Origin of the sequence: Bradyrhizobium sp. 33ap4, assembly GCF_032654765.1 — a bacterium.
Classification (GTDB): Bacteria; Pseudomonadota; Alphaproteobacteria; order Rhizobiales; family Xanthobacteraceae; genus Bradyrhizobium; species Bradyrhizobium australafricanum.
Map to the genome: position 1 here is coordinate 64,084 of NZ_JAUMTJ010000016.1, position 24,811 is coordinate 88,894.

Below are 24,811 nucleotides of genomic sequence, written 5' to 3' on the forward strand. Positions count from 1 at the left end.
AAGACCTCAATGCACGGGGATGCGGGCTTGCGCCCAGCGCTGCAGCCGGTTGATCAGGAAGATGATCAGGAACGAGGCCACCAGCATCACGACCGCGATCGCGGTGGCATCGGCGTAGCGGAATTCGGACAGCCGGATCACGATCAACAGCGGCGCGATCTCGGAGACATTGGGCAGATTGCCGGCGATGAAGATCACCGAGCCGTATTCACCGATGGCGCGGGCGAAGGCGAGCGCGAAGCCGGTGAGCAGCGCCGGAATCAAGCTCGGCAGGATGACGCGAAACACGGTGTGCCAGCGATTGGCGCCCAGGCTCGCCGCCGCCTCCTCGATCTCGGGATCAAGATCGATCAGCACCGGCTGCACCGTGCGCACCACGAAGGGAATGCCGATGAAGATCATCGCGATGAAGATGCCGATCGGCGTGAACGCGACCTTGATGCCGAGCTCGGCGAGCGGCGCGCCGAGCCAGCCCTTCTGGGCGAACAGCTGCGTCAGCGCGACGCCGGCGACCGCCGTCGGCAAGGCAAACGGAACATCGACGATGGCGTCGAACAGCCGCCGGCCCGGAAAGCGATAACGCACCAGCGCCCAGACGATGACGGTGCCCATCACCAGGTTGACGCATGCGGCCGCAAACGAAAGCCCAAACGAAATCTTCAGGGCGTTCAGGGTGCGGCGGCTGGTGAGGATGCCCCAGAACTGGTCGAGGCTCAGCTCGAACGTCTTGAGGAACAGCGCGGCCAGCGGAATCAGGATGATAACGGACAGCCATGTCAGGGTCAGTCCCATGGTGAGACCGAACCCCGGCAGGGTACTGCGCCGTGCAACCGCTGTGCTCACATATCCCCCTGATAATCCGATCAGTTCTTGTAGATCTGATCGAAGATGCCGCCCTCGGCGAAGTGCTCCTTCTGGGCCTTGGTCCAACCACCAAAAACGTCGTCGATGGTGAAAAGTTCAACCTTGGCGAAGGATTTTTCGTACTCCTTGGCGATCTCGGGATCGCGCGGTCGGTACGAGTTGCGCGCGGCGATCTCCTGGCCTTCCTTGGTGTACCAGTACTTCAGATAGGCCTCGGCGACGGCGCGGGTGCCCTTCTTGTCGGCGACCTTGTCGACCACGGCGACCGGCGGCTCGGCCAGGATCGACTGCGCCGGGGCCACGATCTCGAACTTGTCCGCGCCGAATTCGCGAAGCGCCAGAAAGGCTTCGTTCTCCCACGCCAGCAGCACGTCGCCGACGCCGCGCTCGACGAAAGTCACGGTCGAGCCGCGCGCGCCGGTGTCGAGCACCGGCACGTTCTGATAGAGATCGGCGACGAACTTCTTCGCCTTGTCCGCGGAGCCGAACTTCTTCTGCGCATAGCCCCAGGCGGCGAGATAGTTCCAGCGCGCGCCGCCCGAGGTCTTCGGGTTCGGCGTGATGACGCTGACGCCGGGTTTAATCAAATCGTCCCAATCCTTGATGCCTTTGGGATTGCCCTTGCGCACCAGGAACACGATGGTCGAGGTGTAGGGCGAGGCGTTGAGCGGCAGCCGCTTCTGCCAGTCGGCCGCGATCAGGCCCTTGCCCGCGATCGCATCGATGTCATAGGCGAGCGCCAGCGTGACGACATCGGCCTGCAATCCGTCGATCACCGAGCGCGCCTGCGAGCCGGAGCCGCCATGCGACTGCTTGATCTCGACGCTCTTGCTGGTTTCCTTCTGATAGGCCGCGGCGAACGCCTTGTTGAAATCGACATAGAGCTCGCGGGTCGGATCATACGACACGTTCAGCAGCGAATAGTCGGCCGCGAAGGCCGAGCTCGCCCACAACAGTCCCGCGACCAGCGGCAGGATACGACGGATCATTTCGCTCTCCATTCAACCTGAGAAATGTCAGGGAACACGCAAGACATAACTCACGGCGAAGTGGTCTTAAGTCAACGAAACCGGTTTTCTTTATTTTCGGCGGCGCAGCGCGCTTGTGCTACGAAGTTGCCGCACTGCGAAGGCTTTGTCGCGTCGCCAAATCGCGACGAAGGCTCATCGCGATCGAGCGCCCTGCTCCATACCCTATGACATCTTCATCGTATGGATGCCGCATTCCGTCTTGGCCCGGCCGCGCCAGCGGCCGTCGCGCGCATCCTCGCCGGCAGCGGACCGGCTGCTGCAAGGCATACACCCGACCGACTGATATCCCGATGCGACAAGTGGATGCGGCGGCAGCTTGCCGAGCGTGTAGATCGCCTCGATCTCCTCGCGCGAGACGTTGGCGAACGGATTGAATTTCAGCCTGACGCCGTCATCCTCGACAACCGGGATGTCGGCGCGGGCACCGCCCTGGAAACGCTTGCGGCCGTTGATCCAGCCGGCGAACGGCTTCAGCGCACGCGCCAGCGGCTCGACCTTGCGGATGCGGCAGCATGCGTCGGGATCGGTGAACCACAATTCGCGGTCCGGATCCTGGCGCGACAGCGCCTCCTCATCGGGCTTGATCGAACGCACGTCGGTGAGGCCGAGCGTTTCGACCAGCGTGTCACGATAAGCCAGCGTCTCCTCGAACAGCCAGCCGGTATCGAGAAACACCACCGGGATCGCCGGATCGACGTCCGCCATCACCTTGAGCAGCGCGGCGGACTCGGTGCCGAACGACGACACCAGCGCCACCTTCTCGCGGCCGAGCGTCTTGACCGCGGCTGCGATCACCTCGGCGGGTGATGCCGTGCGCAGCGCGCGATCGAGCGCATCGGCCGCTGGCAATGCGGCCGGCGCCACTGCGAGCTCTGGTGCGAGCGTGCTCACTGGCCGGCGCTCTCCGAGTGACGCAGCTGCATGCGGCGGTTGAGTGCGGTGACGCGGCCGTCGCCGGTCGGCTGGTAGAACACCGAATAGCGCTTCATAGTCGCGGCGAACGCGTCGGCGTCGGCGTCCTTCTTCACCTCGAAGGCGTCGAAGCCGGCGCGCGTCATGAACACGAACTGGTCGCGCAGGATCTGGCCGGTGGCGCGCAGTTCGCCGTCATAGCCGTAACGCTCGCGCAGCAGGCGCGCCTGGCTGTAGGCGCGGCCGTCGCGGAAGGTCGGAAACACCAGCGCGACCGAGGCCAGCCGATCGAGATGCGGCACGAGATCGTCGAGGTTACGGTTGTTCGGCCAGATCACCCCTAGCTTGCCGGGACGGCGCAGCAGCGCCTCCGGATCGGCGAGAAAACGCTCGGCGCTCACCAGCACCGCGCCGTCGCCCGGCAGCTCGGCGCCGTCGGCGACATGCACGAACAGATCGGTGGTGATTCTTCCCTGCTTAACGAGTGGCATAGACCCGCTCCCTGATAGGCTCGACGCCCAGACGCTTCACCGTATCGACGAACAATTCCTCGGGACGGTCGCGCAGCGCGAGATAGGCTTCGACAATGTCTTCGATCACGTCGGCGACTTCCGCATAGGGAACGGCCGGGCCGATCAGCGTGCCCAACTGCGCGTTCTCGTCCGCGCGGCCGCCGATCGTGATCTGGTAGAATTCCTCGCCGTTCTTCTCGACGCCGAGAATGCCGATGTGGCCGACATGGTGATGGCCGCAGGCATTGATGCAGCCGGAGATGTTGATGTGCAGCCGGCCGATCAGGTCGGCGGTGTCGTGGTTGGCGAAACGGCGCGTCAGCTCCTGCGCGATCGGGATCGAGCGCGCGTTGGCCAGCGAGCAGTAATCCAGCCCGGGGCAAGCGATGATGTCGGTGACGAGGTTGACGTTCGGCGTCGCGAGGCCGAGGCGGTCGAGCGCCTTGAACAGCTGCGGCAGGTCGCGCTTGGCGACGTGCGGCAGCGCCAGATTCTGCTCGTGGCCGACACGGATCTCGCCGAACGAATATTTGTCGGCGAGGTCGGCGACTGCGTCCATCTGCTCCGCGGTGGCGTCGCCCGGAGGGCCACCGACCGGCTTCAGCGACAGCGTCACGATCGAATAGCCCTGCACCTTGTGCGGCGCCACCGAGTTCTTGCGCCAGCGCTCGAACAGCGGATCATGCGCGGCCTGCTTCAGCTCGTCCGGCATGTGCGGCAGCTTCTCGTAAGGCGGATAGGAGAAGCGCGAGCGGACCTCCTCGATTGCGGCGTGATCGAGCGTCAGCCCGACATCGCCCATCGCCTTCCACTCCTCCTCGACTTCCTTGGCGAACTTCTCGATGCCGAGCTCGTGCACCAGGATCTTGATGCGCGCCTTGTAGATGTTGTCGCGGCGGCCGTACTGGTTGTAGACGCGCAGGATCGCCTCGACATAGCTCAGGATGTCGCGGCCGTGGACGAACGGCTTGATGGTCTTGGCGATGAACGGCGTGCGGCCGAGGCCGCCGCCGACCAGCACCTCGAAACCGGTCTCGCCGTCGGCGTTCTTGTGCAGCCGCAGCCCGATGTCGTGGATCTTGATCGCGGCACGATCGTGCTCGGATGCGGTGATCGCGATCTTGAACTTGCGCGGCAGGAACGAGAATTCCGGATGCAGCGTGGTGTGCTGGCGCAGGATCTCCGACCAGATGCGTGGATCCTCGATCTCGCCGGGCGCCACCCCTGCCCACTGGTCCGAGGTGACGTTGCGCATGTTGTTGCCGGAGGTCTGCATCGCGTGGATGCCGACTTCGGCGAGGTCGGCCAGCGCGTCGGGCAGCTCGGCGAGCTTGATCCAGTTGAACTGGATGTTCTGCCGCGTAGTGAAATGGCCGTAGCCGCGGTCGTAGCGGCGCGCGACATGGGCGAGCCGGCGCAGCTGCTTCGACGACAGCGTGCCGTAGGGGATCGCGACGCGGAACATGTAGGCGTGCAATTGCAGGTACACGCCGTTTTGCAAGCGCAGGATCTTGAATTCGTCCTCGGTGAGCTCGCCGGAAAGGCGGCGTTTCACCTGGTCGCGGAATTCCGAAACACGCTCGTTGATCAGCGTGCGGTCGAGTTCGTCATATGCATACATGATGGATGAGCCTTACGCCGGCACCTGGAGATCGATCGTGACGCCCTTGGCGCGGATATGTTCGCGAAGATTGCCCGGCTTGAGCTTGCCGCCGTCCTTGAGCTCGACCGGCGCGATGTAGGGGCCGACCGCGCCGACATCGTCGGCGGTGGCTTCGGCCAAGAGCGCGCGCGCGTCGTCGGAGGTGCTAACGACAGCGGAATCGGACAGTTCGGTGGACCAGCCTTGCTTGGCGGTTCGGTACACCACGGCACCATCCCAGGTGCGGTTGGCGGTCACCACCGAGGGGCCCGTGATCCTGATTTTCTTCTGTTCAAGCGGAGAGGTCATTCGGCAGCTTTCAGCAGTTCGGAGAACATCTGGTTGGAGAAGAGTTGGGTGACGTTGGACCGGCTCCACGGCGCGGAATGCGCGACCACATCGCCGATGATGAGAATGGCGGGACCGCCATCGACCTGTTTGACCAGTTCGGGCAGCCGCGCCAGCGTGCCGACCGCGGCCTTGGCATCCGGCCGCGTCACGCGCGCGAACACGCCGACCGGCGTCTCCGGCGAGCGGCCCGCGGCAAGCATGCCTTCGCGGATCGAGGGCGCCGCGGTCATGCCCATATAGACGACGACGGTCATCTTCTTGTCCGTCAGCACCGACCAGTCGACAACCTCGGCATCGCGCGCCTTGTGCGCGGTGAGGAAGGTGATGCGCAGCGCCTCGTGCCTGAAGGTCAACGGCACTTCGAATTGCGCGGCCGCGCCCAGACCGGCGGAGACGCCCGGAATGATGGAGTAGGCGACGCCGGCGTCGCGCAGCGCCTCGATCTCCTCGCCGCCGCGGCCAAAGATAAAGGGATCGCCGCCCTTCAGCCGCACCGCGCGCTGGCCCGACTGCGCGGCCTCGATCATCAGTGCATTGATGGCATCCTGGCCGATGCCGGGCTTGCCGACACGGCGGCCGACCGGGATCCGCGTCGCATCGCGCCGGATGCGGTCGAGAATTTCGGACGACACCAATTCGTCATAGAACACGACGTCGGCATCCTGCAGCGCGCGCAACGCTTTCACCGTGAGCAGATCCGGATCGCCGGGACCGGCGCCGACGAGCGTCACGTGACCGATGGCTTTGCCTTCCGCGCTCGCGCCGGCGAATGCGGCGGGATCGGTGATCGCGTTCAGCGCCTGCTCGGCCTCGTCCTTGCGGCCGGCCAGCACCAGCGCGCCGATCGGGCCGTCGACAATGCGCTCCCAGAAGCGGCGACGCAGCGGAAACTCCTCGATGCGGGCGTGGATCGATTTGCGGACGCCGCCGATGAAGCCGGCGAGATCGCCGATCCGCGCCGGCAGCACCGCCTCGATCTTCTCGCGGATGCGGCGCGCCACCACCGGCGACGTGCCGCCGGTGCCGACCGCGACCACGACATCGCCGCGATCGACGATCGCCGGCATGATGAAGGTGGAATGTACGAGGTCGTCCATCACGTTGACCGGCAGGCCGATCGCTTTGGCGCGCACCGACATCGCAACACCGATCTCGCCTGCGCCGGCACAGAGGACGGCGATGACATCGGAAAGATCGGCGGCGAGCGGATCGCCTTCGGCGCGCTCGATCCGCGCGGCGTCCTCCGCCGCAAGACCGGCAATGTCATGATCACCGTCGGTCGCGTACCAGCGCACCGCGGCGCCGGCGGCTGCGAGCAGCCGCAACTTGGCGCGCGCGAGGTCGCCCGCTCCAACGAGCAGCACCTTGCCGCTTTGCAGATCCAGAAACACCGGCAGATATCGCATCAGACACTCGCTTCCCCAACTTGGGGGTTGACTGAAATTATTTTCTATTTATCTCTCGATCAAGGCCAGCAAAGAGAAAATTATTTCTTCTCTATTGCAGCGCAACTTTAGAATTTTCAACTCCACAGGCCAAGGCCAAGAGATGCATCTTCTCGACAACGAATCCGGCGCCGCCAGGACGCGGTCCGCAGCGCTTAGCAATGCATCTTCCGTGCCGGGGATTCCCGCCAATCAGGCGCCTCCGTCGATGGATCATCTCGACGAGCTGGAGGCGCAGAGCATCTACATTCTGCGCGAAGCGTTCGCCCGGCTGAAAAAGCTCGCGTTGCTGTGGTCGCTCGGCAAGGATTCCAACGTGATGATCTGGCTGGCGCGCAAGGCGTTCTTCGGCCGCGTCCCGTTCCCGGCATTGCACGTCGACACCGGCAAGAAATTTCCGGAGATGTACGCGTTCCGCGACCGCTTCGGAAAGGAATGGGATCTCGACCTGCGCGTCGAGCCCTGCCCGCCGATCGACAGCGTCGACCCGACCCTGCCGCCGGCCGCGCGTTCTGCCGCGCGCAAGACCGAGGGGTTGAAGCTCGCGCTCAACAAGTTCGGCTTTGACGGATTGATCGCCGGCATCCGCCGCGACGAAGAGGCCACCCGCGCCAAGGAGCGCGTGTTCTCGCCGCGCGGCCTCGAGGGCGAATGGGACGTCCGCGACCAGCCGCCGGAGTTCTGGGACCAGTTCAACGCCTCGCCGCCGCAAGGCGCGCACTTGCGCATCCATCCGATCCTGCATTGGACCGAGGCCGACATCTGGGCCTACACCAAGCGCGAGAATATTCCGATCATCCCGCTCTATCTCGCCAAGGACGGCAAGCGCTACCGCTCGCTGGGTGATGCCGACATCACCTTCCCGGTCGCCTCCACCGCCTCCAACATCGACGAGATCCTCACCGAGCTCGACGGCACCAAGGTCCCGGAGCGCGCCGGCCGCGCGCTCGACCACGAGACCGAGGATGCGTTCGAGCGGCTGCGCGTCGCCGGCTATCTCTGATCAACACTTCAAGCAACACCAAGCTTCGTGCGAGCGTTCCGATGAACATGATCCTTCCCACTGCCTCGATCTCGGCAACGCCCAACGGCACGACGCGGCCGCAGGTGCGCATCGTCATCGTCGGCCATGTCGATCACGGCAAGTCGACGCTGGTCGGGCGCCTGCTGCATGAGACCGGCAGCCTGCCCGACGGCAAGCTGGAAATGCTGAAGGCGGTGAGCGCGCGGCGCGGCATGCCGTTCGAGTGGTCGTTCCTGCTCGATGCGCTGCAGACCGAGCGCGACCAGGGCATCACCATCGACACCACCCAGATCCGCTTCCGCACCCGCTCGCGCGACGTCGTGCTGATCGACGCGCCCGGCCACGCAGAGTTCTTGCGCAACATGATCACCGGCGCCTCGCAGGCCGACGGCGCGGTGCTGATCATCGATGCGCTGGAAGGCGTGCGCGACCAGACCAGGCGGCACGGCTATCTCCTGCATCTGCTCGGCGTGAAGCAGGTCGCGGTCGTGGTCAACAAGATGGACCGCGTCGAGTTCAGCGCCGACCGCTTCAAGGAGATCAGCGACGAGATTTCCGCGCATCTGATCGGCCTCGGCGTGACCCCCACAGCCGTGATCCCGATCTCGGCGCGCGACGGCGACGGCGTTGCCGAACGCACGCCGCGGATCGACTGGTACAAGGGCGCGACCGTGGTCGAGGCGCTCGATGCGCTCGAGCCGGCACGCCCGCTGGCCGAGCTGCCGCTGCGGCTGCCGGTGCAGGCGATCTACAAGTTCGACGACCGCCGCATCGTGGCGGGCCGCATCGAGTCCGGCAGCCTGAAGGCCGGCGACGAGATCGTGATCATGCCGACCGGCAAGATCGCGCGGATCAAGACCGTTGAGAGCTGGCCGGTGACGCCGGTGAACGCCCCACAGGGCGCCGGACGCTCGGTCGGCATCACGCTCGACCGCGAGCTATTCCTCGAGCGCGGCGACATCATCGGACATTCCGGGCAGAGCCCGCGCGACACCCGCCGCATCCGCGCCCGGATCTTCTGGCTGCATGACAAGCCGCTGACCAAGGGCGAGCAGATCCTGATCCGGCTCGGCACCAAGGAAAGCCGCGCCACCGTGGTCGCGATCGAGAAGGCGGTCGATCCCGGCGCGCTGTCCAACGAAGAGAACACCGCGATCGCGCGCAACCATGTCGGCGAGATCGACATCTCGCTGGCGCAGCCGGTTGCAACCGATCCCTACACCGACAATCCGCGCACCGGCCGCCTCGTGATCGAGGTCAACGGCCGTATCGCCGGCGGCGGTCTCGTGCTGTCGGTCGACGCCGGCCGGCCGGCGGTGCCGGTCGATATCGTGCCGGTGGAGTCCGCGCTGCGGCCGGACGAGCGCTCGGCGCGCTACCACCACAACGGCGCAGTGGTCTGGCTGACCGGCCTGCCCGGCTCGGGCAAGTCGACCCTGGCGCGGGCGCTGGAACGGCGCCTGTTCGGCAATGGCGGCTCGCCGATCCTGCTCGATGGCGACACGCTGCGTGCCGGGCTGAACGGCGATCTCGGCTTCTCGCCGCAGGACCGCGCCGAAAACATCCGCCGCCTCGCCGAAGTCGCGACCCATCTGGCGCGCAACGGCCATATCGCCATCGTCGCCGCGGTGTCGCCATCGACCGCCGACCGTGCGGCAGCTCGCCGCATCGCCGACAGCGCATTCCGCGAGATCTATGTCGCAACGCCTGCCGAGGTCTGCGAGACCCGCGATCCGAAGGGCCATTACGCCAAGGCGCGCTCCGGCGGATTGCCGTCTTTCACCGGCATCACCAATGACTACCAGCCGCCGACCGGCAACGAACTGACCATCGACACCTCGAACCGCTCGGTCAGCGATGCCACCGACGAGATCGAGCGGATGCTCGCCACGACTGGCATCCTGTTCGACGAACTGACCGACCTCGCGGCGAATATTTAGCTTCTCTTGCTGTCATCGCGCGGCTTGTTGTCCAGGCGATCCAGTATTCCAGAGACAGCAATTATCGAGCCGATAGGCCGCGGCGTACCGGATGCCCCGCTTGCAGCGGGGCAGACGGCGGTGTTGAGGCCTATTCGGCCGCGCGGCTTGCGGCCCCGTGCCGTACCATCCCCGGCGATTGCCCGGTGACACGCTTGAACGCGCGGCTGAACGCCGCCTGTGACGCATAGCCAAGCCGCTGCGCGATCACATCGATCGGCTGGCGTTCATGCTTGATCCACTGTGTCGCGAGACGCATGCGCAGCTCGGCAAGATAGCGCAGCGGCGATTGCCCGGTCATGGCCTGGAAGCGCTCGGCGAACAGCGAACGCGAGCAACCCGCCTCCGCCGCCAATTCAGCAACAGTCCAGTTGCGGCCGGGCGCGCGATGCAGCGCGCCGATCGCGCGGCCGAGACGCGGATCACGCAAGGCCTCGAACCAGCCCATGGCGTTGTCGCCGCCGCATTCGACCCAGCCACGCACGATCGACGCGGCGAGCACATCGGCGAGCCGCGCCATCACGCCGACGGAGCCGGCCCGCGGCGTGCAGGTCTCCCGCTCCATGGCCTTCAGCATCGGCTCGATTTCCGGCTGGCGCGCAAGCAACGTGTCGGCCCGCATCACCTCCGGCATCAGCGCGATCAGCGGGCGCATGCCGCCAAGATCGAAATTCATGCAGGCACTGAAGACCAGGACCGACTCGTCCTGCGGGCATCCTTCAGGGCAGGCCGATGTCACATCGACATTGCCGCACAGCGTCTCGGTCTCGAAACGCTCGACGTCGCAACTCGGCTCATCCGGGGCCGAGACAAGATCATGCGCGCCGCCGCGCGGCAGGAAAATCGCGTCACCGCATCCAAGGGGAAGCAGCGTCGCATCAGCGTAGCGCAGAAGTGCCGTGCCATGTGCAACGAAGTGGAATTGCGCGCGTCCGTACGGCGTTTCGAACCGAAACCCGAAGGGCGCCCGCGTCTCGATCCGACGGTAGTGAACGCCCTCAAGCCGCATGCCGAGCAGCAACTCGCTCACCAGATCGACGGCGGCGTCGGTCGTATCGGCGGCGGACGATCTGGACGAACGATCAAACATTAGAGTGTTTATGGCATAGATCGTCCAAAACCTCCAGCCTATGTCTGCGGCGGTGCAACATAGATGGAAGGTTCGGCCAATGGATCAAGAAGTGGACCCCGCTCTGGCGCACGCCGATGCCGTTGCGCTGATGCCGGGCGACGCCGCGCTCAAGGTTGGTGACAAGCCGGCCTCACCGGAAAGGCCCGCCTGGGGCGCCGTCGCGGCCATGATGCTGGGCGTCACCGCACTTCTGACGGCCGAGTTCCTGCCGTCCGGTCTGTTGACGCCGATGGCGCGCGATCTCGGTGTGAGTCCGGGCCTCGCCGGTCAGGCCGTGACCGCGACCTCGCTGGCCGGGCTGGTCGGAGCATTGTTCACGCCGACACTGACGCGCAGGTTCAATCGAAAGCCGGTGCTGCTCAGCTTTTCGATTCTCCTGGTGATCTCCAATCTGCTGGTGGCGCTGGCGCCGAGCATCACGTTCCTGCTGGCGGCGCGGATCGTGCTCGGCCTTGCCATCGGCGGGTTTTGGGCGATGGCGGCAGCGACGACGATCAGGCTGGTACCGCCGTCGCTGGTTGCCCGGGCCTTGTCGATCGTGATGAGCGGCATTCCCGCCGCGATGATCATTGCCGTTCCGCTCGGCAGCTATCTCGGCGAGGTGGCGAGCTGGCGCTCCGTGTTCCTGCTCGCGACGGCATTGGGCGCAGCGGTATTCGTCATCCAGGCACTTGCTCTGCCGCGTTTGGCTCCAAGGGGAGAAGCCGGGCTCGACACCCTGATCGACATCCTGACACGGCCGGGGATCGGCGCCGGCATCTTGGCGGCAACGTTGGTCTTCACCGGACACTTCGGCTATTTCGGCTATATCCGTCCATTCCTTGAGAGCGTGACGGGGCTGGGCGCCGCCGGAGTTGCGGCGACCTTGCTTGCCTTCGGCGTCGCCAACTACCTCGGCTCGTTCGCGAGCGGGCTGATGGCCGAGCGCAAACTCAAGCTCACGCTGATCGCGATGCCGCTGGCGATCAGCGTGATCGGTCTGTTGCTCTCGGTCTTTGGCAAGGACGTCATTCCAGCTCTGGTGCTGGTCGCACTCTGGGGATTTGCCTTCAGCGGCGTACCGGTCGCGACCACGACCTGGATCACCCGCATGGTGCCCGACGAGACCGAGAGCGGGACCGGACTGACCGTGGCCTCGATCTTCCTCGGCATCACCATGGGCGCGGCCGGCGGCGGGCTGGTGCTTGATCTGATGGGCGCAGCCGCTGTGTTCGTAGCGGGCGCAATTCCCCTGGTGCTCGCTGCATTGCTGATCGCCAGCAAGGTACGCACCGGGGCGCCCTGACGGGATTTCCGGGAGCGGACCCCGGCGTTTGGAAGATTCAGGGTGGCCGCCCGCGTGACGATGCAGCGTGGGGCCGGAAAGGGGGCCTTCTCAGAACCGGGACTTTAGGGCTAAAAGGGCCGTGAACGCGGCCCTTTGGCGCGTTTTTTGCTGATTTCTCTGGAAAACAGCTCCTAAACGCCCCATTTCTTTGAGAAAGCCCATCATGACTCGTGTCGATGCCCATGGATTGAAGATTGCCCCTGTCCTGTTCGATTTCATCGCCAAGGAGGCGACGCCGAAAACCGGGATCGCCCCGGATGCGTTCTGGGCCGGACTTGCCGCCATCATCCAGAAGCTCGGACCGAAGAACCGCGAGTTGCTCGCGGTCCGCGACACGCTGCAGGCCAAGATCGACGACTGGCATCGCGCCAACAGGGGCAAGGCGTTCGACATCAACGCCTACACCGCGTTCCTCAAGGACATCGGCTACCTGCTGCCCGAGCCCGCGACCCACAAGGTCGAGACATCAAATGTCGATGAGGAAATCGGCAAGATCTGCGGCCCGCAGCTGGTGGTGCCGCTCACCAACGCCCGCTACGCGCTGAACGCCGCCAACGCGCGCTGGGGTTCGCTGTACGACGCGTTCTACGGCACCGACGCGATCCCGCACGATCCGAGCGAGGCTGGCCGTGGCTACAACAAGGCCCGCGGCGACAAGGTGATCGCGAAGGCGAAGGCGTTCCTCGACGCCGCCGTGCCGCTTGCGACCGGAAGCCACACCGACGTCACCTCCTACGCCGTGATCGCGGGCAAGCTCTCGGTCAAGCTGAAGAGCGGCAACTCGACCGCGCTGAAGAACGCCGCCCAGTTCGCCGGCTATCAGGGCGACGCCGCTCAGCCTTCCGCGATCCTGCTCGTCAACAACGGCATGCATGTCGAGGTCAAGATCGACCGCAACAACGTGATCGGCAAGGATGACCCGGCCGGCGTCGCCGACATGATCCTGGAATCGGCGGTCTCCACCATTCTCGACATGGAGGACTCGGTCGCTGCCGTCGACGCCGAGGACAAGGTGCTGGTCTATCGCAACACGCTCGGCCTGATGAACGGCACGCTGTCGGCCGATTTCGAGAAGGGCGGCAAGACGCTGACCCGCTCGCTCAATGCCGACCGCGTCTACAAGAAGCCCGACGGCAGCGAGCTGAAGCTGCACGGCCGCAGCCTGCTGTTGATGCGCAATGTTGGCCACCACATGTTCACCGACGCCGTGCTCGACGCCAAGGGCGAGGAAATCCCGGAAGGCATCCTGGATGCCGCGGTCGCCGGCCTGCTCGCGATCCACGACCTCAAGGGCAATTCCAAGGTCAGGAACAGCCGCACCGGCTCGGCCTATATCGTCAAGCCGAAGATGCACGGGCCCGACGAGGTGACGCTGACCTGCGACCTGTTCGCCGAGGTGGAAAAGATGCTCGGCCTGCCGGAGAACACGCTGAAGGTCGGCATCATGGACGAGGAGCGCCGCACCACGGTCAACCTCAAGGCCTGCATCCAGCGCGCCTCCAAGCGCATCATGTTCATCAACACCGGCTTCCTCGACCGTACCGGCGACGAGATCCACACCTCGATGGAAGCGGGTCCGATGATCCGCAAGAACGACATGAAGGCCCAGCCGTGGATCAAGGCCTATGAGGATTGGAACGTCGACAACGGCCTGATCGACGGCCTGCCCGGCCATGCCCAGATCGGCAAGGGCATGTGGGCCGCCCCCGACAAGATGGCCGACATGCTGGTGCAGAAGATCGGCCATCCGCAGGCCGGTGCCACCACCGCCTGGGTGCCGTCGCCGACCGCGGCCACGCTGCACGCGCTGCACTATCACCAGGTCAATGTGATCGCCCGCCAGCAGGAGCTCGCCAAGGGTGGGCCGCGTGCCAAGCTCTCCGACATCCTCACCATTCCGGTGTCGCAGTCGAACTGGGCGCCCGACGATGTGAAGCAGGAGATCGACAACAACTGCCAGGGCATCCTGGGCTACGTCGTGCGCTGGATCGACCAGGGCGTCGGCTGCTCCAAGGTGCCCGACATCCACGATGTCGGCCTGATGGAGGACCGCGCCACGCTGCGCATCTCGAGCCAGCACCTCGCGAACTGGCTGCATCAGGGCGTCATCACCAAGGACCAGGTGATGGAGTCGCTGAAGCGCATGGCCGTCGTCGTCGACAAGCAGAACGCCGGCGATTCGCTCTACAAGCCGATGGCGCCCGCGTTCGATGGCACCGCCTTCAAGGCCGCCTGCGACCTGATCTTCGAGGGCCGCACGCAGCCGAACGGCTATACCGAATACATCCTCACCGCGCGCCGCCGCGAGGCCAAGGCCGCGGGCTGATCTGCAAGCGATCGCAACGACAAGCAAAAGCCCCGGCGATAAGCCGGGGCTTTTTTGTTGGCGCCGCAAGTAACGCCGGGAAGAGCCGGACGCGATCACCTGCCGTCGCAGGGCGCACTGCCAAATTATCGAAAACAACCCCATGCAAAGGTGCCGGCGGATACGGCGACTTGGCGGATACGGCGACTTGACTCGTCGGGCAAATCAGCTCTACATTTCCATTATCCCGAAATCGTGCAGACGCCCTCGCCGTGTCACCCCCCGCTCATGCATGCGCGGGTGACGACACCGAGAAGCTTGTTTGACAACTTGAATCACGACCGCCGCCATTGTCGTCCTTGCCTAGTGCGCAATTGCGCACCAGGCAGGGACGACGATGAGGATGGTCGCGCTTCGCTCCTCGCAATGACGGATCTAGAACACCGCCAGATACTTCAGCAGCGAGATGATGCCGATGATGATGACGACGGCGCGCGCGATCTGCTTGGCGCGGCCGTCGAGCGGCAGCATGTTGATGAGATAAAGAACGAGAATAACGACAAGGAAGGTGACGAGTACGCCGACGAGCATGCGGAGCCCCCTGATGGCATCGGTGAATGTGCTGTTCGCCCTTTGCTAACGTGCAGGAGGCAGGCCGGTTCCGCGCCAGGAACCCGAAGGCGGCCGCCCGCGTGTGATCGACGCTACTCGCGCGCCACCACCGCCGGCCGGCCATATTTGGCGCGGATGCGATCCGGCGCCGGCGTGAAGTTGAGCTGCGCGCCGCGCCGGTCCGGACGGCTCACCGACATCAGCCCGTCCTTGCCGGCGACGATGTCGCCCTTGCGCAAGGTCGGATCGTCCTCGATTTTCACCGCGGCGAGGCCGACAGAGTCCTTGCCGTTGCAGGTGCAGCCCGAGACCAGCTCGTCGCGATAGCGGAACGCGTTCGGCAGCTCGGAATACGGCTTGCCGTCTTCCGTCGCGGCGTTGTCGATATTGCCGCCATAGACCACTTCGGTCGCGCTCGCCGGACAGAAGCTGTTGCAGCTTTCCGCCTTGCTCTGGTTGCCGGTCGACGCAAGCGGGAAATAGCGGCCGTCGCAGGTCCGCACGCAATAGGCCTGGCCGACGTCATAGCGTGGACGGCGCTCGACCCGCGGCATCATAGGCGGCCCATCGTCGAACGGCATCCGAATCATCGGCGGGCGGCCATGCATGAAGCCGCCGAACAGTTGCGAGAAGAAATCTTGGGCTTGCGCCGCAGGCGCAAGGGACAGGCCAAGCACTGCCGCGGTCCCGAACGCCCACCGCCTGGAGTATCGCGTCACCATCACCGGCCCTCAGTACAACATCGATCGTCAGTACAACGAGGAAGCCGTCGGGATGTTCATCGCCTGACGCCCGGACGGCAGCGTCGCCGCCGCGGGGCGCGGCCGCGCCGCGGCCGGCCGGACCGAGATCTGCGTCGTGGTCGGGCCGATCTCGCGCGCGGCGAGGTGCGGCGCGTTCTTCGGCAGCACCACGACCCTGGTGCCGACATCGACCCGGCTGAACAGGTCGGAAACGTCTTCATTGGTCAGGCGGATACAGCCGGACGAGACGAACTTGCCGATCGTCGAGGGATCGTTGGTGCCGTGGATGCGGTATTCGCTGGAGCCGAGATACATCGCGCGCGCACCGAGCGGGTTGCCCGGGCCGCCGGCCATGAAGCGCGGCAGATAGGGCTGGCGCCTGATCATCTCGGCGGGCGGATGCCAGTCCGGCCATTCGGCCTTGCGGCTGACGGTCTGTGTGCCGGCCCAGGTGAAGCCCTCGCGGCCGACGCCGACGCCGTAGCGGATCGCCCGGCCGCCGCCGAGCACGTAATAGAGTGCGGTGTTGCCGGTATCGATGATGATGGTGCCGGGCGCCTCAGTCGTGTTGAGCGCGACGGTGGTCCGGCGCAGCCGCTCCGGCAGCGCGCCGTCCTCGCCGGCCCCACTCGAGGGGTCGTTCATCACCTCGTCGGCGGGAAATGCGCCCGACTGCGTCGACGCATAGCCGAGCGCGGAAGAACGGACCTGGGCGCTGGCCGACGTGGCGACAACAAACGGCGTCGCAAACAGGACGCTGGCGAAGGCAAAGGTGCGCGCGGCGCGCGACGCAAGCCGGCGGCTGGAAACAGACTGCTGTGTCATGTGCTGCCCCTGGACGGGATGCGCATCGTGGTGATGCGATGCCGGGCCAACGCGCATGGCCGCGAGTCGGTTCCGCCGCGAGTCGTCGCGAAGCCGCGATTGTCAACCCGTCACGTCTCACGAACGCGCGACGGAACTTTCCGAGGAGCGGACCGTTGTCATCGCGCCATTCGACGCGCGGGGCGACCACGCGGCGGGTTTGTTCGTCCTCACGCGGGAGGAGTTCGGTGCGCGCCTTTCCAAGTGAAGACCTGCTTGGCAAAGCGCCCGAAGGCACGCCAGTCCCCGACAGCAAGATCGAACTGCCGCCGGTTGTCAGCCGCGCCGAGGCCGTCGCTTTCGCATTGATGGCCCTGCTGGTTATTGTCATTGTCGCGGTGCTCTATTTCGCACGCGCCTTCTTCCTCCCGATTACCATGGCCTTCATCGTCGGCACCATGCTGTCGCCGGCGGCGAGCATGCTCGAGCGCTATCGGATTCCGCGCGCGCTCGGCGCGGTCGTCATCGTGATCGCGGTCGGCGCCGCCGTCAGCTTCATGGTCGGGCTGATTGCCTCGCCGGTGATGGAGTGGAGCTCGCGGCTGCCCGAGCTCGGCGCGATCCTGAAGGAGAAGCTGCACGTGTTCGACCGGCCGCTCGCGCTGTGGCAGGAATTGCAGACCATGGTCGGCGGCTCCGATACGCTGGCCACGCTCCAGCTGCCGAAATTCGAATGGGTGCAGCCGACGCTGGAATTCCTGTCGCCGACCTTCGCCGAATTCCTGCTGTTCATCGCGACCCTGATCCTGTTCATCGCAAGCTGGAAGGATCTGCGCCGCGCACTGGTGATGGCATTCAGCGAACGCACGGCGCGGCTGCGTACGCTGCGCATCCTCAACGAGGTCGAGACCCATCTCGGCAATTATCTTCTGATGGTGACCATGATCAATGTCGGCGTGGGCATCGTCACCGGCGCGATCTGCGCAGCAACGGGCATGCCAAATCCGGCTGGGCTCGGTGCGCTCGCCGCCACGCTGAACTTCGTTCCGATCATCGGGCCGATCGCGATGTTTGTCGTGCTGGTCGCGGTCGGCATCATCGCCTCGCCGACCATCGGCGCCGGGCTGATCGCGCCGGCCTGCTTTACCGTCGTGACCTTCATGGAAGGACATTTCGTCACGCCGACGATCGTCGGCCGCAGACTGTCGCTGAACGCGCTCGCAGTCTTCCTGGCGCTGGCGTTCTGGACCTGGCTATGGGGCCCGATGGGCGCCTTCCTGTCGTCGCCGCTCCTGATCGTGGCACTGATCGTCAAGGAGCATTTGATGCCGGTCAATTCGCCGCAGCTGCCGGAGGACTAGTGTCCCGAATCCGAAGTTCGCATCATTTGCCGTACCTTCGGAGCGAACTTCGGATTCGATAAGGACACTAGCAAACTTATGATTCTAGTGTGCTTTATGAATGCGAAGTTCGTGAAAGTGGCTGGCGCGAAATCGCACGAACTTCGCATTCAGCACACTAGCAAGGCGTTCTCGAGCGAAGCCGGCACCGTTTGAAAGCCCGGTTTCACGGCTGGAACCATGCACCGCGCGGCGCGTTTTTGCTCCAGCACGCAAGTTCTCCGGGAGCTTTTCGATGTCGAGCACGGACAGCGCATTTGGGATCAAGAACATGACGGACAAAGCGACCTACGAACGCCTTGAAAAGGATGTCACCGCCGTGAAGAACGATATCGCCGCCCTCACCGAACAGATCACCGACGCGCTGAACTCGTTTGCCAACAACGCGGGCAAGCAGGCCCGCCGCCGCTACAAGGATGCGCGCGCCAGTGCGGAAGATACACTCGACGACATGTCGGAGCGCGGCAGCGCGATGATGGGCGCGGCGCAGGATGCCGCATCCTCGATCGAGGAATCGCTGGAAGATATGATCACGCAGCGGCCGCTGGCGACGGTCGGCCTTGCGCTCGGTCTCGGCTTCCTGATCGGCGTCACCTGGCGCCGCTAGGCAATCTGCGGTCTCCGGGGGATGAGCCCCATGGTGGCGGTCACGCGGAAACCACCCCTCTGGATGCGATGGCGGCGCTGGCGCGCCGCCGCCGCGTTTGTCGACGCGCTCTTCAGGGCAAGGTTCGAGGCAAGATTCAGGACAAGATTCAGGGCAGGGCTGGTCGATGCTTCAGCGGCTGATCAATGACGTCAAGGATACCACCGGCAACGCGCTGCGGCTGACGTCGCTGGCCGCGGCCGCCGCGATCGCGCTGTTCATCACCATCGGCTTTCTGTGCGCGGCCGCCTTCGTCTACGTGCTGCAGCACTACGGGCCGGTGGAAGCGTGCCTCGCCGGCGCCGCGCTGTTCCTTGTCGTCACGCTGATCACCGCCAGCGTCTACATCGTGCGCAAGCGCGAGATGCGCCGCCGCGCCGAGAAGGCGGCAAAGGCCGCCGCGGCCAATGTGTTTGCCGATCCGGTGGTGGTCGCCACCGGCCTGCAGATCGTGCGGGCCATCGGGGCGAAGCGGCTCATCCCGATCCTGGCGATCGGTGGCCTCGCACTTGGCCTGATGGCAGGCCGCAGCGCTGCCAGCGGCGGCGAGGCGGACGAGGAGGAATAGCCTGCGTTGCCCGGTAAGGTGCAAACCGCAACTGAACATCAAGCCGGGCGATGACTCCGTCGACATTAGACGACTGTGCGCCCTTTTCAGGTCACGCAGCGGCCGGGCTGCAGCAGCTTGGCCACTTCGGTCAGCACGCTGACCACGGGCTCGCAGGCCACCTTGCGGGTGTCGCCGGGCCGTGCCCGAGCCGGCACCGCGGGGCGATGGCGCGCCTCTTCCTTGGCCACGGGGACGCGGACCAGCACCGACGTATCGGGAAGCCGCTCGACCTTCAGCGCAACGGTCCGGCTCGGCAGGCCGATGACCGGAACCGTGGAACGGTCGGTCTTGGCGGCGCGATTGACGGCGCTCTCCGGCGCCAGTGCGGTGGTGACCTGCTGGCGGCCGATGAGATCGTGGCCAGATGCCAGCTGGACGGCGCCAAGCGTCAGCCCAGCCGCCAGCGCAGCGAAAATTCCCATCTGAATCTTTGACATGGTGATGTCCCTCGCCCCATGGAAATTCGCTCGACGATCCCTTGGCGATCCCGGACACAACGCGAACGAAACCCGCGGGGTTCTCGCGTCCGGCCATCACTTAACCGTGTACGAAAATATTTTCGCTTGTGCGGAACGACTCAGGGGGTCTGCGAGTCTTTGGAAGAGCCGGTTATTCCCCCTGCCCCATTGACCGGCGACGTAGGGCGCGACCGTGGTGATGCCGGTCGCGCCCTGCTCTTTTCTGTGCCGCAAACGATGCGTCAGCCGGCCTGTCGCTCACCGGTCGCAATCGAACAATCTGAAACCAATGGCCCGGTCCTCCCACTCGCGAGGGGACCGTCCGCGTCAGGCATTGTCGTTCGATGGCATGTCCTGGGATCGAACAACCGTCACTTCACGGCAGGACGGGCAACGACCGACGTGAAACTTGATTCCGGTTGTCTGGTCGTCGACGAGCATCAATTCGCTCAAGGGCTCACCGCATTTGCAGGTGACCGTTTTCTGATCGGCAAAGTACATCTGACGTCCTCCATAAGCCTGGAGATTTCTCGTCTTCGGGGCGAGCTTGTTTGCGCCGTGCTCGCCCCCTCGCTTCCGCTCCTTCTCGGTCGATCAGATCCGGGCCATCCGGATTGGTGGGTGTGACTCCAAGCGCTTATTTCGAAGCGGATTTCGTCTTCCGTAACTCCGCGGCTTCGCGCGCCTGCCGTTCGGCCTTGAGGCGCTGGAAGTTGTCGTAGAACGCCTTCTCGTTGGCGCGATGCTCCTTCATCGCCTGCGATGCATCTTGCTGACGCTGCGCATCACGGTCCTTGCGCTGCTGGGGAGTAAGATTCATGCGACCTCCGACTAAGCTCTTGAATCAACGCTGGATTCAACGCATGAGGCCGGAAAAGGTTGCACCTTGGGAAGGAACTGGATCTATTTGCGCAGGCTCGCCCAGACGCCGCCGAGGATCAAAAGGCCGCCGACCAGATGGATCGGCTTCGGCGGCTCGCCGAGGATGATCCAGGACAGCAGCGCGCTCGCGATCGGTGCGACGTAGAGCACCAGCGAGCTCCGCACCGAGCCGAATCTCGCGCCGAGCCAGGCGAAGCCGGCATAGGCGATCAGGCCGGGCACGAGGCCGGCGAAGACATAGGCCTCGAACGCCCGGGTGTTGAACACCTCCGCGGGCGTCGCCCACATCTCCTGGAGCGCCGGCGGCAGCGAGCACAGCGCGCCGGCCGCCGAGAACAGGCTGACCCGAGCCAGCAGCGAGGCGCGCGGCGCGACGCGCGACTGCAGCAGCGTGTAGCCGGACCAGCCGAGCATCGCGCACACCACCAGGAGATCGCCCCAGGCCGCGCTCGATTGCGTCAGCGTTTCCAGATGACCGCCCGAGACGATCAGGAGCGCGCCGCCAAGCGCCAGCGCCGTGCCGAGCCATTGCAGCGGACCAATATGCTCGATGCCGAGCGCCGCCGAGATCAGCAGCACCATGATCGGCGACAGCGCGAAGATCAGCGCGATGTGGATCGCCGTGGTCGTGATGCCGGCGATGTAGACCGGGCCGCCGCACAGGAACATGCCGAGGAAGCCGGCGGCGAAGATCGGCCAGAGGTTCTGCGCCAGCGGGATCTTGCCGTCGCGGATCGCTGCGATCGCAAACGGCGCGAGGCCGATGGCGATGATGCTCCAGCGGAAGAAGGCCAGCGAAAACGGCGGCACCGAGCCGGCAAGCCCGCGCGCCAGAACCTGGTTGGAGGCCTGCCCGACCGCGACCAGGATGAAGCCGGTCAGCGCGACCGCGTCCTCCCAGCCTTTGGCGGGGCGGCTGACCTGCGCTTTCGGCAGCTCCGCATCCATGACACCGCCCCCTCAACCGGCGCGCGATCGGCTCACACGTCCGCTACTGCTCGGCCGCCTCGCGCTCCATGTCGCGGCCGGCGAGATCCTCGCCCTGCATGTCGGCGTATTCGCGCGCCATCTCGCGCATCAGGAATTTGGCGGGGACGTCGTGATAGCTGCCGTGGTCGTTGACATACTGCATGTAGGCGCGCCCTTCGCCGTCGAAGGGATGCAGCAGCGCGTCGGCGTGGCCGTCGAAATCGAGCGGCTTGACGCCGAGCTTGGCGCACAGCGTGTCGTTGAAGGTCGGCGTCGCCTTGCGCCAGGCGCCATCGACGAACACTTCGGTGAAGCCGTGCCAGGTGAACAGGTCCGAGCCCATGCTCTGGCGCAGCTTCTCGGTGGTGAGATGGTTGCGCACATCGGCGAAGCCGACACGCGCCGGGATGCCGTGGACCCGGCAGGCCGCGGCATAGAGCGCAGCCTTGCCGACGCAGTAGCCGTCGCCGGCGGCGAGCACGCTCGAGGCCCGGTAGCTCTCGGGCGAGCGCATGCTGACATAGGGGTTGTAGCGGATGCCGTCGCGCACCGCGGTGTAGAGCCGGCGCGCCTTGTCGCGCGCGTTGGCGTCGGACGGAACGGCGGCGCGGGCGAACGCCTCGACGGCGGGATGGTCGCTGTCGACATATTCGCCAGGGTCGGTGTAGAGGCGACTGATCGTTTCCGGGAGATGCTCGGTCATGGCGCAAGCTTAGCAAGCCATGTGGGCCGTTCAATGCAGCACGTGCAGCCCTGCCCCGCTCCGATTGAATCGAAACGGGGGCCTGGATTTCAGTTTTGACACGCGTTTTCTTCACGCGAACCGGTGCCCACGTCGCTCGAAAACACGCTAAAGCGCGATGAGATTAGGTTGAATCATCATCGCGTTTTAGCTCCTTGTTTGAGCATGATCTTCTCGGAAAACCGCTTCGCACTTTTCCGGATCATGCTTTAGTTCTTGAAGTGTTCGTCCAACTGCGGCGGCGGGTAGCTGCGCCGCCTCGCCTTGAAATATTCACGTGCGAAATGGATGCCGATCCCGATCAGGAACGGCGGCGCAAGCGCGGCGGCGATCATCAGCGCGGTGAGCGACTTCGGCGTCAGGATGTCCAGCACCATCGACGCCAGCAGCCACAGCGTGGCAGCAATCACCGCGACGTCGATATGCTTCATTCCCCGGTCTTTCTCTTGGTTCCTGGCTGCCATCCGGGTTCCATCCTACCGGCTGGTCCCGGACGCGCCAAGGATTCCGGGCGGCGGACGGTACCTCCCGCCCTTCACTTTCATGTTTGGAACGGCGCTTGCGCCGGCCACGTTGGTGCAGAAGTCCTGGATCCAGGATCAAATCTTGATCCGGATCCGCCGAGCACGGAGGCCGCGATGGGCAACTCCAGTGACATCCACAGCGGCGTCGACCATCCCGCCAGCCGGAACGGCGTCAACGATCCCGTCGACGGCGTCGATGTGAAGCGAACCTTCAACGACAACCAGACGCCGCACGAACGTGCGCAATGGGCCGCCGATGTGCGCGCCGACGCCACGCCGAAGCGTGGCGAGCCGTTCCTGCCCGAAGCGCTGCGACGGCCGCCGACCGCACCGCTCAATCCACGCACCGGCCGCCGCGCGACTGACTAGGCTGTGAACGCCCGCACCAGCAGCAGGCCGCCGAACAGCGCGAGAATCGAAAGCGCGACGGAGGCTGCCATGTAGGCGCCGGCCAACCATAGCTCGCCGCGCTGCATCAGCACGATCACATCGAGCGAGAAGGTCGAGAAGGTGGTGAAGCCGCCGCAAATGCCGACGGTGAGAAACACCCGCATCGCCTGGCTGGCATTCCAGCTCAGCGCGAACGCTTCCGCGAAGACGCCGATCAGGAATGAACCCACGATGTTGATCACCAGCGTGCCCCAGGGAAATTCCGCGCCGACCAGGCGCCCCGCGCCGATCGCCACCAGATAGCGCGCGACCGATCCCAGCGAACCGCCGATCGCGACCGCCGCCAACAACTGAACGTTCAATGCTCCACCTTTCCGGCTCGCCATTCGACAAAGCCCGCCACCAACCCAAGCACGAAGGTCGCCGCGACCAGCTCGCCCGGCGCGCCGACCAGCAGGGCGACGACACCGACGAGCCAGATCGACCCGACCAGCGACAATGCGATTGAGAGTGAACCAGGAAGACCCGTCATGCGCTGTCCCTTCTCATTCGCGGGACACGGCGGGTCGGCGGTGGCGCATGCTCCTACCGACGCTGTCGCGCCCGGTAGGAGTCATCAGCCTTGCGGCGGTTATCGGGGAACTCCATCCCCATCAACATGGGAATGGTAGGCGGGCGGAGCGGCGGGAGCAAGTGGGCCGTTCCGCCGTTTCGCTTCTCGACTCAGCCGGCCGTCGACAGCATCGCGTTCAATTCGACGGCTGTCCGCAGTTGCTCGATGCGCGCGACGATCTGCTCGCGTTCGGCACCGCGCGGCAATTGCGCGAGCCGGCTTTCAAGTCGCACGCGGTGTTCCTCGAGGCGCTGCTCGAATGTGTGGGGTTCAGATCGCTTCCGCTTTTGAATCGTCCTCTGCATTATCGACCTTTGGCGGTTGAAGACCGGGGCTGTTGGCCCAGCGGTCCAGTTGCTCGATGACTTTCGCGTGGCTCGGACGCCGCGGTTTCGGGGCTTCCGGCTCCTCGGATAGCTTGCGGGGAAGCTTGACGTGGTTGGTCATGGCATCTCTCCAGCAGCATAACGAGATGGGTGGTCGGACCGTTCCTTTATTTTTATCTAAACTATTGATTTCATTTGGAAAATTTACTCAATCAACGTTTTTAACTCAACCGATGGAACCCCACGCGAGTTTGGCGGTTTAGCAAATCACTCAACAAGCTAAGTTTGGGTGTTTTGCGATGAATGAGCTTCGCGCCGAACGGCTTCAGGTCATGCTGTCGCCAGAGGAGTTGGCAGCCCTCGACGATTTCCGCTTCAAGCACCGCATGCCGACCCGCGCCGCGGCGGTCCGCGAGTTGCTCAAGCTCGGTCTGGCCGGCGGTGGCACCGATGGGGCGGCAGGAGTGAAATCGAGCGATTACGGGGTATTCAACCGGGGGCCGGATGGACATATCCAGAGCGATGCCCCGCTAGAGGCGGAAGAGGATTGACGGCGCGTTGGCGCAGA

General features: G+C 65.0%; 31 protein-coding genes and 1 riboswitch. Of the genes, 9 read left to right on the forward strand and 22 right to left on the reverse strand.

All coding sequences use genetic code 11. The annotated features are described in order from the left end of the window. Positions 1-6: 6 nt before the first annotated feature. The 7 genes from cysT to cysG form a co-directional block, all read right to left on the reverse strand. Positions 7-813, reverse strand: a complete 807-nt coding sequence (gene cysT, locus Q2M23_RS14420) for a sulfate ABC transporter permease subunit CysT (protein WP_076824967.1) — start codon at positions 811-813, stop codon at positions 7-9. A 50-nt stretch (positions 814-863) separates the two neighbouring features. Next, positions 864-1,853: a sulfate ABC transporter substrate-binding protein gene (locus Q2M23_RS14425; RefSeq protein WP_057016182.1), complete on the reverse strand. Its 990-nt coding sequence runs from the start codon at positions 1,851-1,853 to the stop codon at positions 864-866. Positions 1,854-2,057: 204 nt separating this feature from the next. Beyond that, positions 2,058-2,786: a phosphoadenylyl-sulfate reductase gene (locus Q2M23_RS14430; protein WP_057016152.1), complete on the reverse strand. Its 729-nt coding sequence runs from the start codon at positions 2,784-2,786 to the stop codon at positions 2,058-2,060. Then, entirely contained in the window at positions 2,783-3,298 is a 516-nt protein-coding gene (locus Q2M23_RS14435) for a DUF934 domain-containing protein (RefSeq protein ID WP_016845212.1), read from the reverse strand. Before Q2M23_RS14435 ends, Q2M23_RS14430 begins: the two co-directional genes overlap by 4 nt. Next, positions 3,285-4,940 (reverse strand): nitrite/sulfite reductase, encoded by a 1,656-nt coding sequence (locus tag Q2M23_RS14440; protein WP_057016151.1) that lies wholly within the window; start codon positions 4,938-4,940, stop codon positions 3,285-3,287. Before Q2M23_RS14440 ends, Q2M23_RS14435 begins: the two co-directional genes overlap by 14 nt. Positions 4,941-4,952: 12 nt before the next feature. Next, on the reverse strand, positions 4,953-5,270 hold the full coding sequence (locus Q2M23_RS14445) for a DUF2849 domain-containing protein (protein WP_028334721.1): 318 nt from the start codon (positions 5,268-5,270) through the stop codon (positions 4,953-4,955). Continuing rightward, complete coding sequence (gene cysG, locus Q2M23_RS14450; protein WP_316395944.1) at positions 5,267-6,718, reverse strand: siroheme synthase CysG; 1,452 nt, start codon at positions 6,716-6,718, stop codon at positions 5,267-5,269. Before cysG ends, Q2M23_RS14445 begins: the two co-directional genes overlap by 4 nt. A gap of 247 nt (positions 6,719-6,965) precedes the next feature. Here cysG and cysD point away from each other — a divergent pair, with 247 nt between their 5' ends. Continuing rightward, entirely contained in the window at positions 6,966-7,760 is a 795-nt protein-coding gene (gene cysD, locus Q2M23_RS14455) for a sulfate adenylyltransferase subunit CysD (protein ID WP_057016181.1), read from the forward strand. 41 nt (positions 7,761-7,801) lie between these two features. Next, positions 7,802-9,721: an adenylyl-sulfate kinase gene (gene cysC, locus Q2M23_RS14460; protein WP_168858367.1), complete on the forward strand. Its 1,920-nt coding sequence runs from the start codon at positions 7,802-7,804 to the stop codon at positions 9,719-9,721. Positions 9,722-9,851: 130 nt separating this feature from the next. Here the strand turns inward: cysC and Q2M23_RS14465 are convergent, their stop codons facing one another. Further along, on the reverse strand, positions 9,852-10,850 hold the full coding sequence (locus Q2M23_RS14465; RefSeq protein ID WP_316395945.1) for an AraC family transcriptional regulator: 999 nt from the start codon (positions 10,848-10,850) through the stop codon (positions 9,852-9,854). Between the two features lie 79 nt (positions 10,851-10,929). Between Q2M23_RS14465 and Q2M23_RS14470 the strand changes: the two genes are divergently transcribed. Together Q2M23_RS14470 and Q2M23_RS14475 are read left to right on the forward strand one after the other, a co-directional pair. Continuing rightward, on the forward strand, positions 10,930-12,177 hold the full coding sequence (locus tag Q2M23_RS14470) for an MFS transporter (RefSeq protein WP_200844478.1): 1,248 nt from the start codon (positions 10,930-10,932) through the stop codon (positions 12,175-12,177). Positions 12,178-12,382: 205 nt separating this feature from the next. After that, on the forward strand, positions 12,383-14,545 hold the full coding sequence (locus Q2M23_RS14475; protein WP_229191036.1) for a malate synthase G: 2,163 nt from the start codon (positions 12,383-12,385) through the stop codon (positions 14,543-14,545). 414 nt (positions 14,546-14,959) lie between these two features. Here the strand turns inward: Q2M23_RS14475 and Q2M23_RS14480 are convergent, their stop codons facing one another. The 3 genes from Q2M23_RS14480 to Q2M23_RS14490 form a co-directional block, all read right to left on the reverse strand. Beyond that, positions 14,960-15,115: a Thivi_2564 family membrane protein gene (locus Q2M23_RS14480; RefSeq protein ID WP_085970696.1), complete on the reverse strand. Its 156-nt coding sequence runs from the start codon at positions 15,113-15,115 to the stop codon at positions 14,960-14,962. A 113-nt stretch (positions 15,116-15,228) separates the two neighbouring features. After that, positions 15,229-15,858 carry a DUF2865 domain-containing protein gene (locus Q2M23_RS14485; protein WP_057016146.1) on the reverse strand — a complete coding sequence of 210 codons (630 nt, stop codon included), beginning with the start codon at positions 15,856-15,858 and terminating at the stop codon, positions 15,229-15,231. Between the two features lie 27 nt (positions 15,859-15,885). Then, a complete protein-coding gene (locus Q2M23_RS14490; RefSeq protein WP_316395946.1) occupies positions 15,886-16,704 on the reverse strand; it encodes a L,D-transpeptidase in 819 nt (272 codons plus the stop codon). A gap of 227 nt (positions 16,705-16,931) precedes the next feature. Between Q2M23_RS14490 and Q2M23_RS14495 the strand changes: the two genes are divergently transcribed. Next, entirely contained in the window at positions 16,932-18,044 is a 1,113-nt protein-coding gene (locus tag Q2M23_RS14495) for an AI-2E family transporter (protein ID WP_057016145.1), read from the forward strand. An 84-nt stretch (positions 18,045-18,128) separates the two neighbouring features. Here Q2M23_RS14495 and Q2M23_RS14500 read toward each other — a convergent pair whose 3' ends face one another. Beyond that, on the reverse strand, positions 18,129-18,329 hold the full coding sequence (locus Q2M23_RS14500; RefSeq protein ID WP_141342503.1) for a hypothetical protein: 201 nt from the start codon (positions 18,327-18,329) through the stop codon (positions 18,129-18,131). Between Q2M23_RS14500 and Q2M23_RS14505 the strand changes: the two genes are divergently transcribed. Then, complete coding sequence (locus Q2M23_RS14505; RefSeq protein WP_016842979.1) at positions 18,319-18,690, forward strand: YqjD family protein; 372 nt, start codon at positions 18,319-18,321, stop codon at positions 18,688-18,690. The two genes, Q2M23_RS14500 and Q2M23_RS14505, sit on opposite strands and share 11 nt — an antisense overlap. A gap of 166 nt (positions 18,691-18,856) precedes the next feature. Further along, a complete protein-coding gene (locus Q2M23_RS14510; RefSeq protein WP_076824923.1) occupies positions 18,857-19,297 on the forward strand; it encodes a hypothetical protein in 441 nt (146 codons plus the stop codon). Between the two features lie 86 nt (positions 19,298-19,383). On the opposite strand, the gene Q2M23_RS14515 is transcribed toward Q2M23_RS14510, so the two are convergent. The 6 genes from Q2M23_RS14515 to Q2M23_RS14540 form a co-directional block, all read right to left on the reverse strand. Beyond that, positions 19,384-19,776: a hypothetical protein gene (locus Q2M23_RS14515; RefSeq protein ID WP_076824921.1), complete on the reverse strand. Its 393-nt coding sequence runs from the start codon at positions 19,774-19,776 to the stop codon at positions 19,384-19,386. Between the two features lie 348 nt (positions 19,777-20,124). Continuing rightward, positions 20,125-20,298 (reverse strand): hypothetical protein, encoded by a 174-nt coding sequence (locus tag Q2M23_RS14520; RefSeq protein WP_168857994.1) that lies wholly within the window; start codon positions 20,296-20,298, stop codon positions 20,125-20,127. Positions 20,299-20,434: 136 nt separating this feature from the next. After that, positions 20,435-20,617: a hypothetical protein gene (locus tag Q2M23_RS14525; RefSeq protein ID WP_057016142.1), complete on the reverse strand. Its 183-nt coding sequence runs from the start codon at positions 20,615-20,617 to the stop codon at positions 20,435-20,437. Positions 20,618-20,700: 83 nt separating this feature from the next. After that, entirely contained in the window at positions 20,701-21,627 is a 927-nt protein-coding gene (locus Q2M23_RS14530; protein WP_168857995.1) for a DMT family transporter, read from the reverse strand. Positions 21,628-21,670: 43 nt separating this feature from the next. Beyond that, positions 21,671-22,351, reverse strand: coding sequence for a transglutaminase-like domain-containing protein (locus tag Q2M23_RS14535; protein WP_057016140.1), 681 nt, complete (start codon positions 22,349-22,351; stop codon positions 21,671-21,673). 248 nt (positions 22,352-22,599) lie between these two features. Next, positions 22,600-22,821, reverse strand: coding sequence for a hypothetical protein (locus tag Q2M23_RS14540; protein WP_057016139.1), 222 nt, complete (start codon positions 22,819-22,821; stop codon positions 22,600-22,602). 207 nt (positions 22,822-23,028) lie between these two features. Here Q2M23_RS14540 and Q2M23_RS14545 point away from each other — a divergent pair, with 207 nt between their 5' ends. Beyond that, a complete protein-coding gene (locus Q2M23_RS14545; protein ID WP_057016138.1) occupies positions 23,029-23,283 on the forward strand; it encodes a hypothetical protein in 255 nt (84 codons plus the stop codon). Here the strand turns inward: Q2M23_RS14545 and crcB are convergent. The 4 genes from crcB to Q2M23_RS14565 form a co-directional block, all read right to left on the reverse strand. After that, entirely contained in the window at positions 23,280-23,666 is a 387-nt protein-coding gene (gene crcB, locus Q2M23_RS14550; RefSeq protein WP_057016137.1) for a fluoride efflux transporter CrcB, read from the reverse strand. The genes Q2M23_RS14545 and crcB overlap by 4 nt on opposite strands. Then, positions 23,663-23,836 carry a hypothetical protein gene (locus tag Q2M23_RS14555; RefSeq protein WP_225161321.1) on the reverse strand — a complete coding sequence of 58 codons (174 nt, stop codon included), beginning with the start codon at positions 23,834-23,836 and terminating at the stop codon, positions 23,663-23,665. The genes crcB and Q2M23_RS14555 overlap by 4 nt, the downstream gene beginning before the upstream one ends. 68 nt (positions 23,837-23,904) lie before the next feature. Further along, a riboswitch (Fluoride riboswitch) is annotated at positions 23,905-23,965 on the reverse strand. A 62-nt stretch (positions 23,966-24,027) separates the two neighbouring features. Then, entirely contained in the window at positions 24,028-24,150 is a 123-nt protein-coding gene (locus Q2M23_RS14560; protein ID WP_256521238.1) for a hypothetical protein, read from the reverse strand. 37 nt (positions 24,151-24,187) lie between these two features. Beyond that, positions 24,188-24,364, reverse strand: a complete 177-nt coding sequence (locus Q2M23_RS14565) for a hypothetical protein (RefSeq protein WP_194295308.1) — start codon at positions 24,362-24,364, stop codon at positions 24,188-24,190. 178 nt (positions 24,365-24,542) lie between these two features. Here Q2M23_RS14565 and Q2M23_RS14570 point away from each other — a divergent pair, with 178 nt between their 5' ends. Further along, positions 24,543-24,794, forward strand: coding sequence for a hypothetical protein (locus Q2M23_RS14570; RefSeq protein ID WP_057016136.1), 252 nt, complete (start codon positions 24,543-24,545; stop codon positions 24,792-24,794). Positions 24,795-24,811 lie beyond the last annotated feature (17 nt).

What these genes read in the sequence shown, in the direction of transcription:
- Q2M23_RS14570 (WP_057016136.1), top strand. Translation starts at nt 24,543, where the DNA reads ATGAATGAGCTTCGCGCCGAACGGCTTCAGGTCATGCTGTCGCCAGAG.
- Q2M23_RS14465 (WP_316395945.1), bottom strand. Translation starts at nt 10,850, where the DNA reads ATGTTTGATCGTTCGTCCAGATCGTCCGCCGCCGATACGACCGACGCC.
- Q2M23_RS14480 (WP_085970696.1), bottom strand. Translation starts at nt 15,115, where the DNA reads ATGCTCGTCGGCGTACTCGTCACCTTCCTTGTCGTTATTCTCGTTCTT.
- cysD (WP_057016181.1), top strand. Translation starts at nt 6,966, where the DNA reads ATGGATCATCTCGACGAGCTGGAGGCGCAGAGCATCTACATTCTGCGC.
- Q2M23_RS14515 (WP_076824921.1), bottom strand. Translation starts at nt 19,776, where the DNA reads ATGTCAAAGATTCAGATGGGAATTTTCGCTGCGCTGGCGGCTGGGCTG.
- Q2M23_RS14510 (WP_076824923.1), top strand. Translation starts at nt 18,857, where the DNA reads ATGCTTCAGCGGCTGATCAATGACGTCAAGGATACCACCGGCAACGCG.
- Q2M23_RS14470 (WP_200844478.1), top strand. Translation starts at nt 10,930, where the DNA reads ATGGATCAAGAAGTGGACCCCGCTCTGGCGCACGCCGATGCCGTTGCG.
- Q2M23_RS14505 (WP_016842979.1), top strand. Translation starts at nt 18,319, where the DNA reads ATGTCGAGCACGGACAGCGCATTTGGGATCAAGAACATGACGGACAAA.
- cysG (WP_316395944.1), bottom strand. Translation starts at nt 6,718, where the DNA reads ATGCGATATCTGCCGGTGTTTCTGGATCTGCAAAGCGGCAAGGTGCTG.
- Q2M23_RS14545 (WP_057016138.1), top strand. Translation starts at nt 23,029, where the DNA reads ATGGGCAACTCCAGTGACATCCACAGCGGCGTCGACCATCCCGCCAGC.
- Q2M23_RS14530 (WP_168857995.1), bottom strand. Translation starts at nt 21,627, where the DNA reads ATGGATGCGGAGCTGCCGAAAGCGCAGGTCAGCCGCCCCGCCAAAGGC.
- Q2M23_RS14440 (WP_057016151.1), bottom strand. Translation starts at nt 4,940, where the DNA reads ATGTATGCATATGACGAACTCGACCGCACGCTGATCAACGAGCGTGTT.
- Q2M23_RS14540 (WP_057016139.1), bottom strand. Translation starts at nt 22,821, where the DNA reads ATGAAGCATATCGACGTCGCGGTGATTGCTGCCACGCTGTGGCTGCTG.
- Q2M23_RS14475 (WP_229191036.1), top strand. Translation starts at nt 12,383, where the DNA reads ATGACTCGTGTCGATGCCCATGGATTGAAGATTGCCCCTGTCCTGTTC.
- Q2M23_RS14435 (WP_016845212.1), bottom strand. Translation starts at nt 3,298, where the DNA reads ATGCCACTCGTTAAGCAGGGAAGAATCACCACCGATCTGTTCGTGCAT.
- cysC (WP_168858367.1), top strand. Translation starts at nt 7,802, where the DNA reads ATGAACATGATCCTTCCCACTGCCTCGATCTCGGCAACGCCCAACGGC.
- Q2M23_RS14525 (WP_057016142.1), bottom strand. Translation starts at nt 20,617, where the DNA reads ATGAATCTTACTCCCCAGCAGCGCAAGGACCGTGATGCGCAGCGTCAG.
- Q2M23_RS14425 (WP_057016182.1), bottom strand. Translation starts at nt 1,853, where the DNA reads ATGATCCGTCGTATCCTGCCGCTGGTCGCGGGACTGTTGTGGGCGAGC.
- Q2M23_RS14445 (WP_028334721.1), bottom strand. Translation starts at nt 5,270, where the DNA reads ATGACCTCTCCGCTTGAACAGAAGAAAATCAGGATCACGGGCCCCTCG.
- Q2M23_RS14520 (WP_168857994.1), bottom strand. Translation starts at nt 20,298, where the DNA reads ATGTACTTTGCCGATCAGAAAACGGTCACCTGCAAATGCGGTGAGCCC.
- Q2M23_RS14555 (WP_225161321.1), bottom strand. Translation starts at nt 23,836, where the DNA reads ATGACGGGTCTTCCTGGTTCACTCTCAATCGCATTGTCGCTGGTCGGG.
- Q2M23_RS14565 (WP_194295308.1), bottom strand. Translation starts at nt 24,364, where the DNA reads ATGACCAACCACGTCAAGCTTCCCCGCAAGCTATCCGAGGAGCCGGAA.
- Q2M23_RS14485 (WP_057016146.1), bottom strand. Translation starts at nt 15,858, where the DNA reads ATGGTGACGCGATACTCCAGGCGGTGGGCGTTCGGGACCGCGGCAGTG.
- Q2M23_RS14490 (WP_316395946.1), bottom strand. Translation starts at nt 16,704, where the DNA reads ATGACACAGCAGTCTGTTTCCAGCCGCCGGCTTGCGTCGCGCGCCGCG.
- Q2M23_RS14535 (WP_057016140.1), bottom strand. Translation starts at nt 22,351, where the DNA reads ATGACCGAGCATCTCCCGGAAACGATCAGTCGCCTCTACACCGACCCT.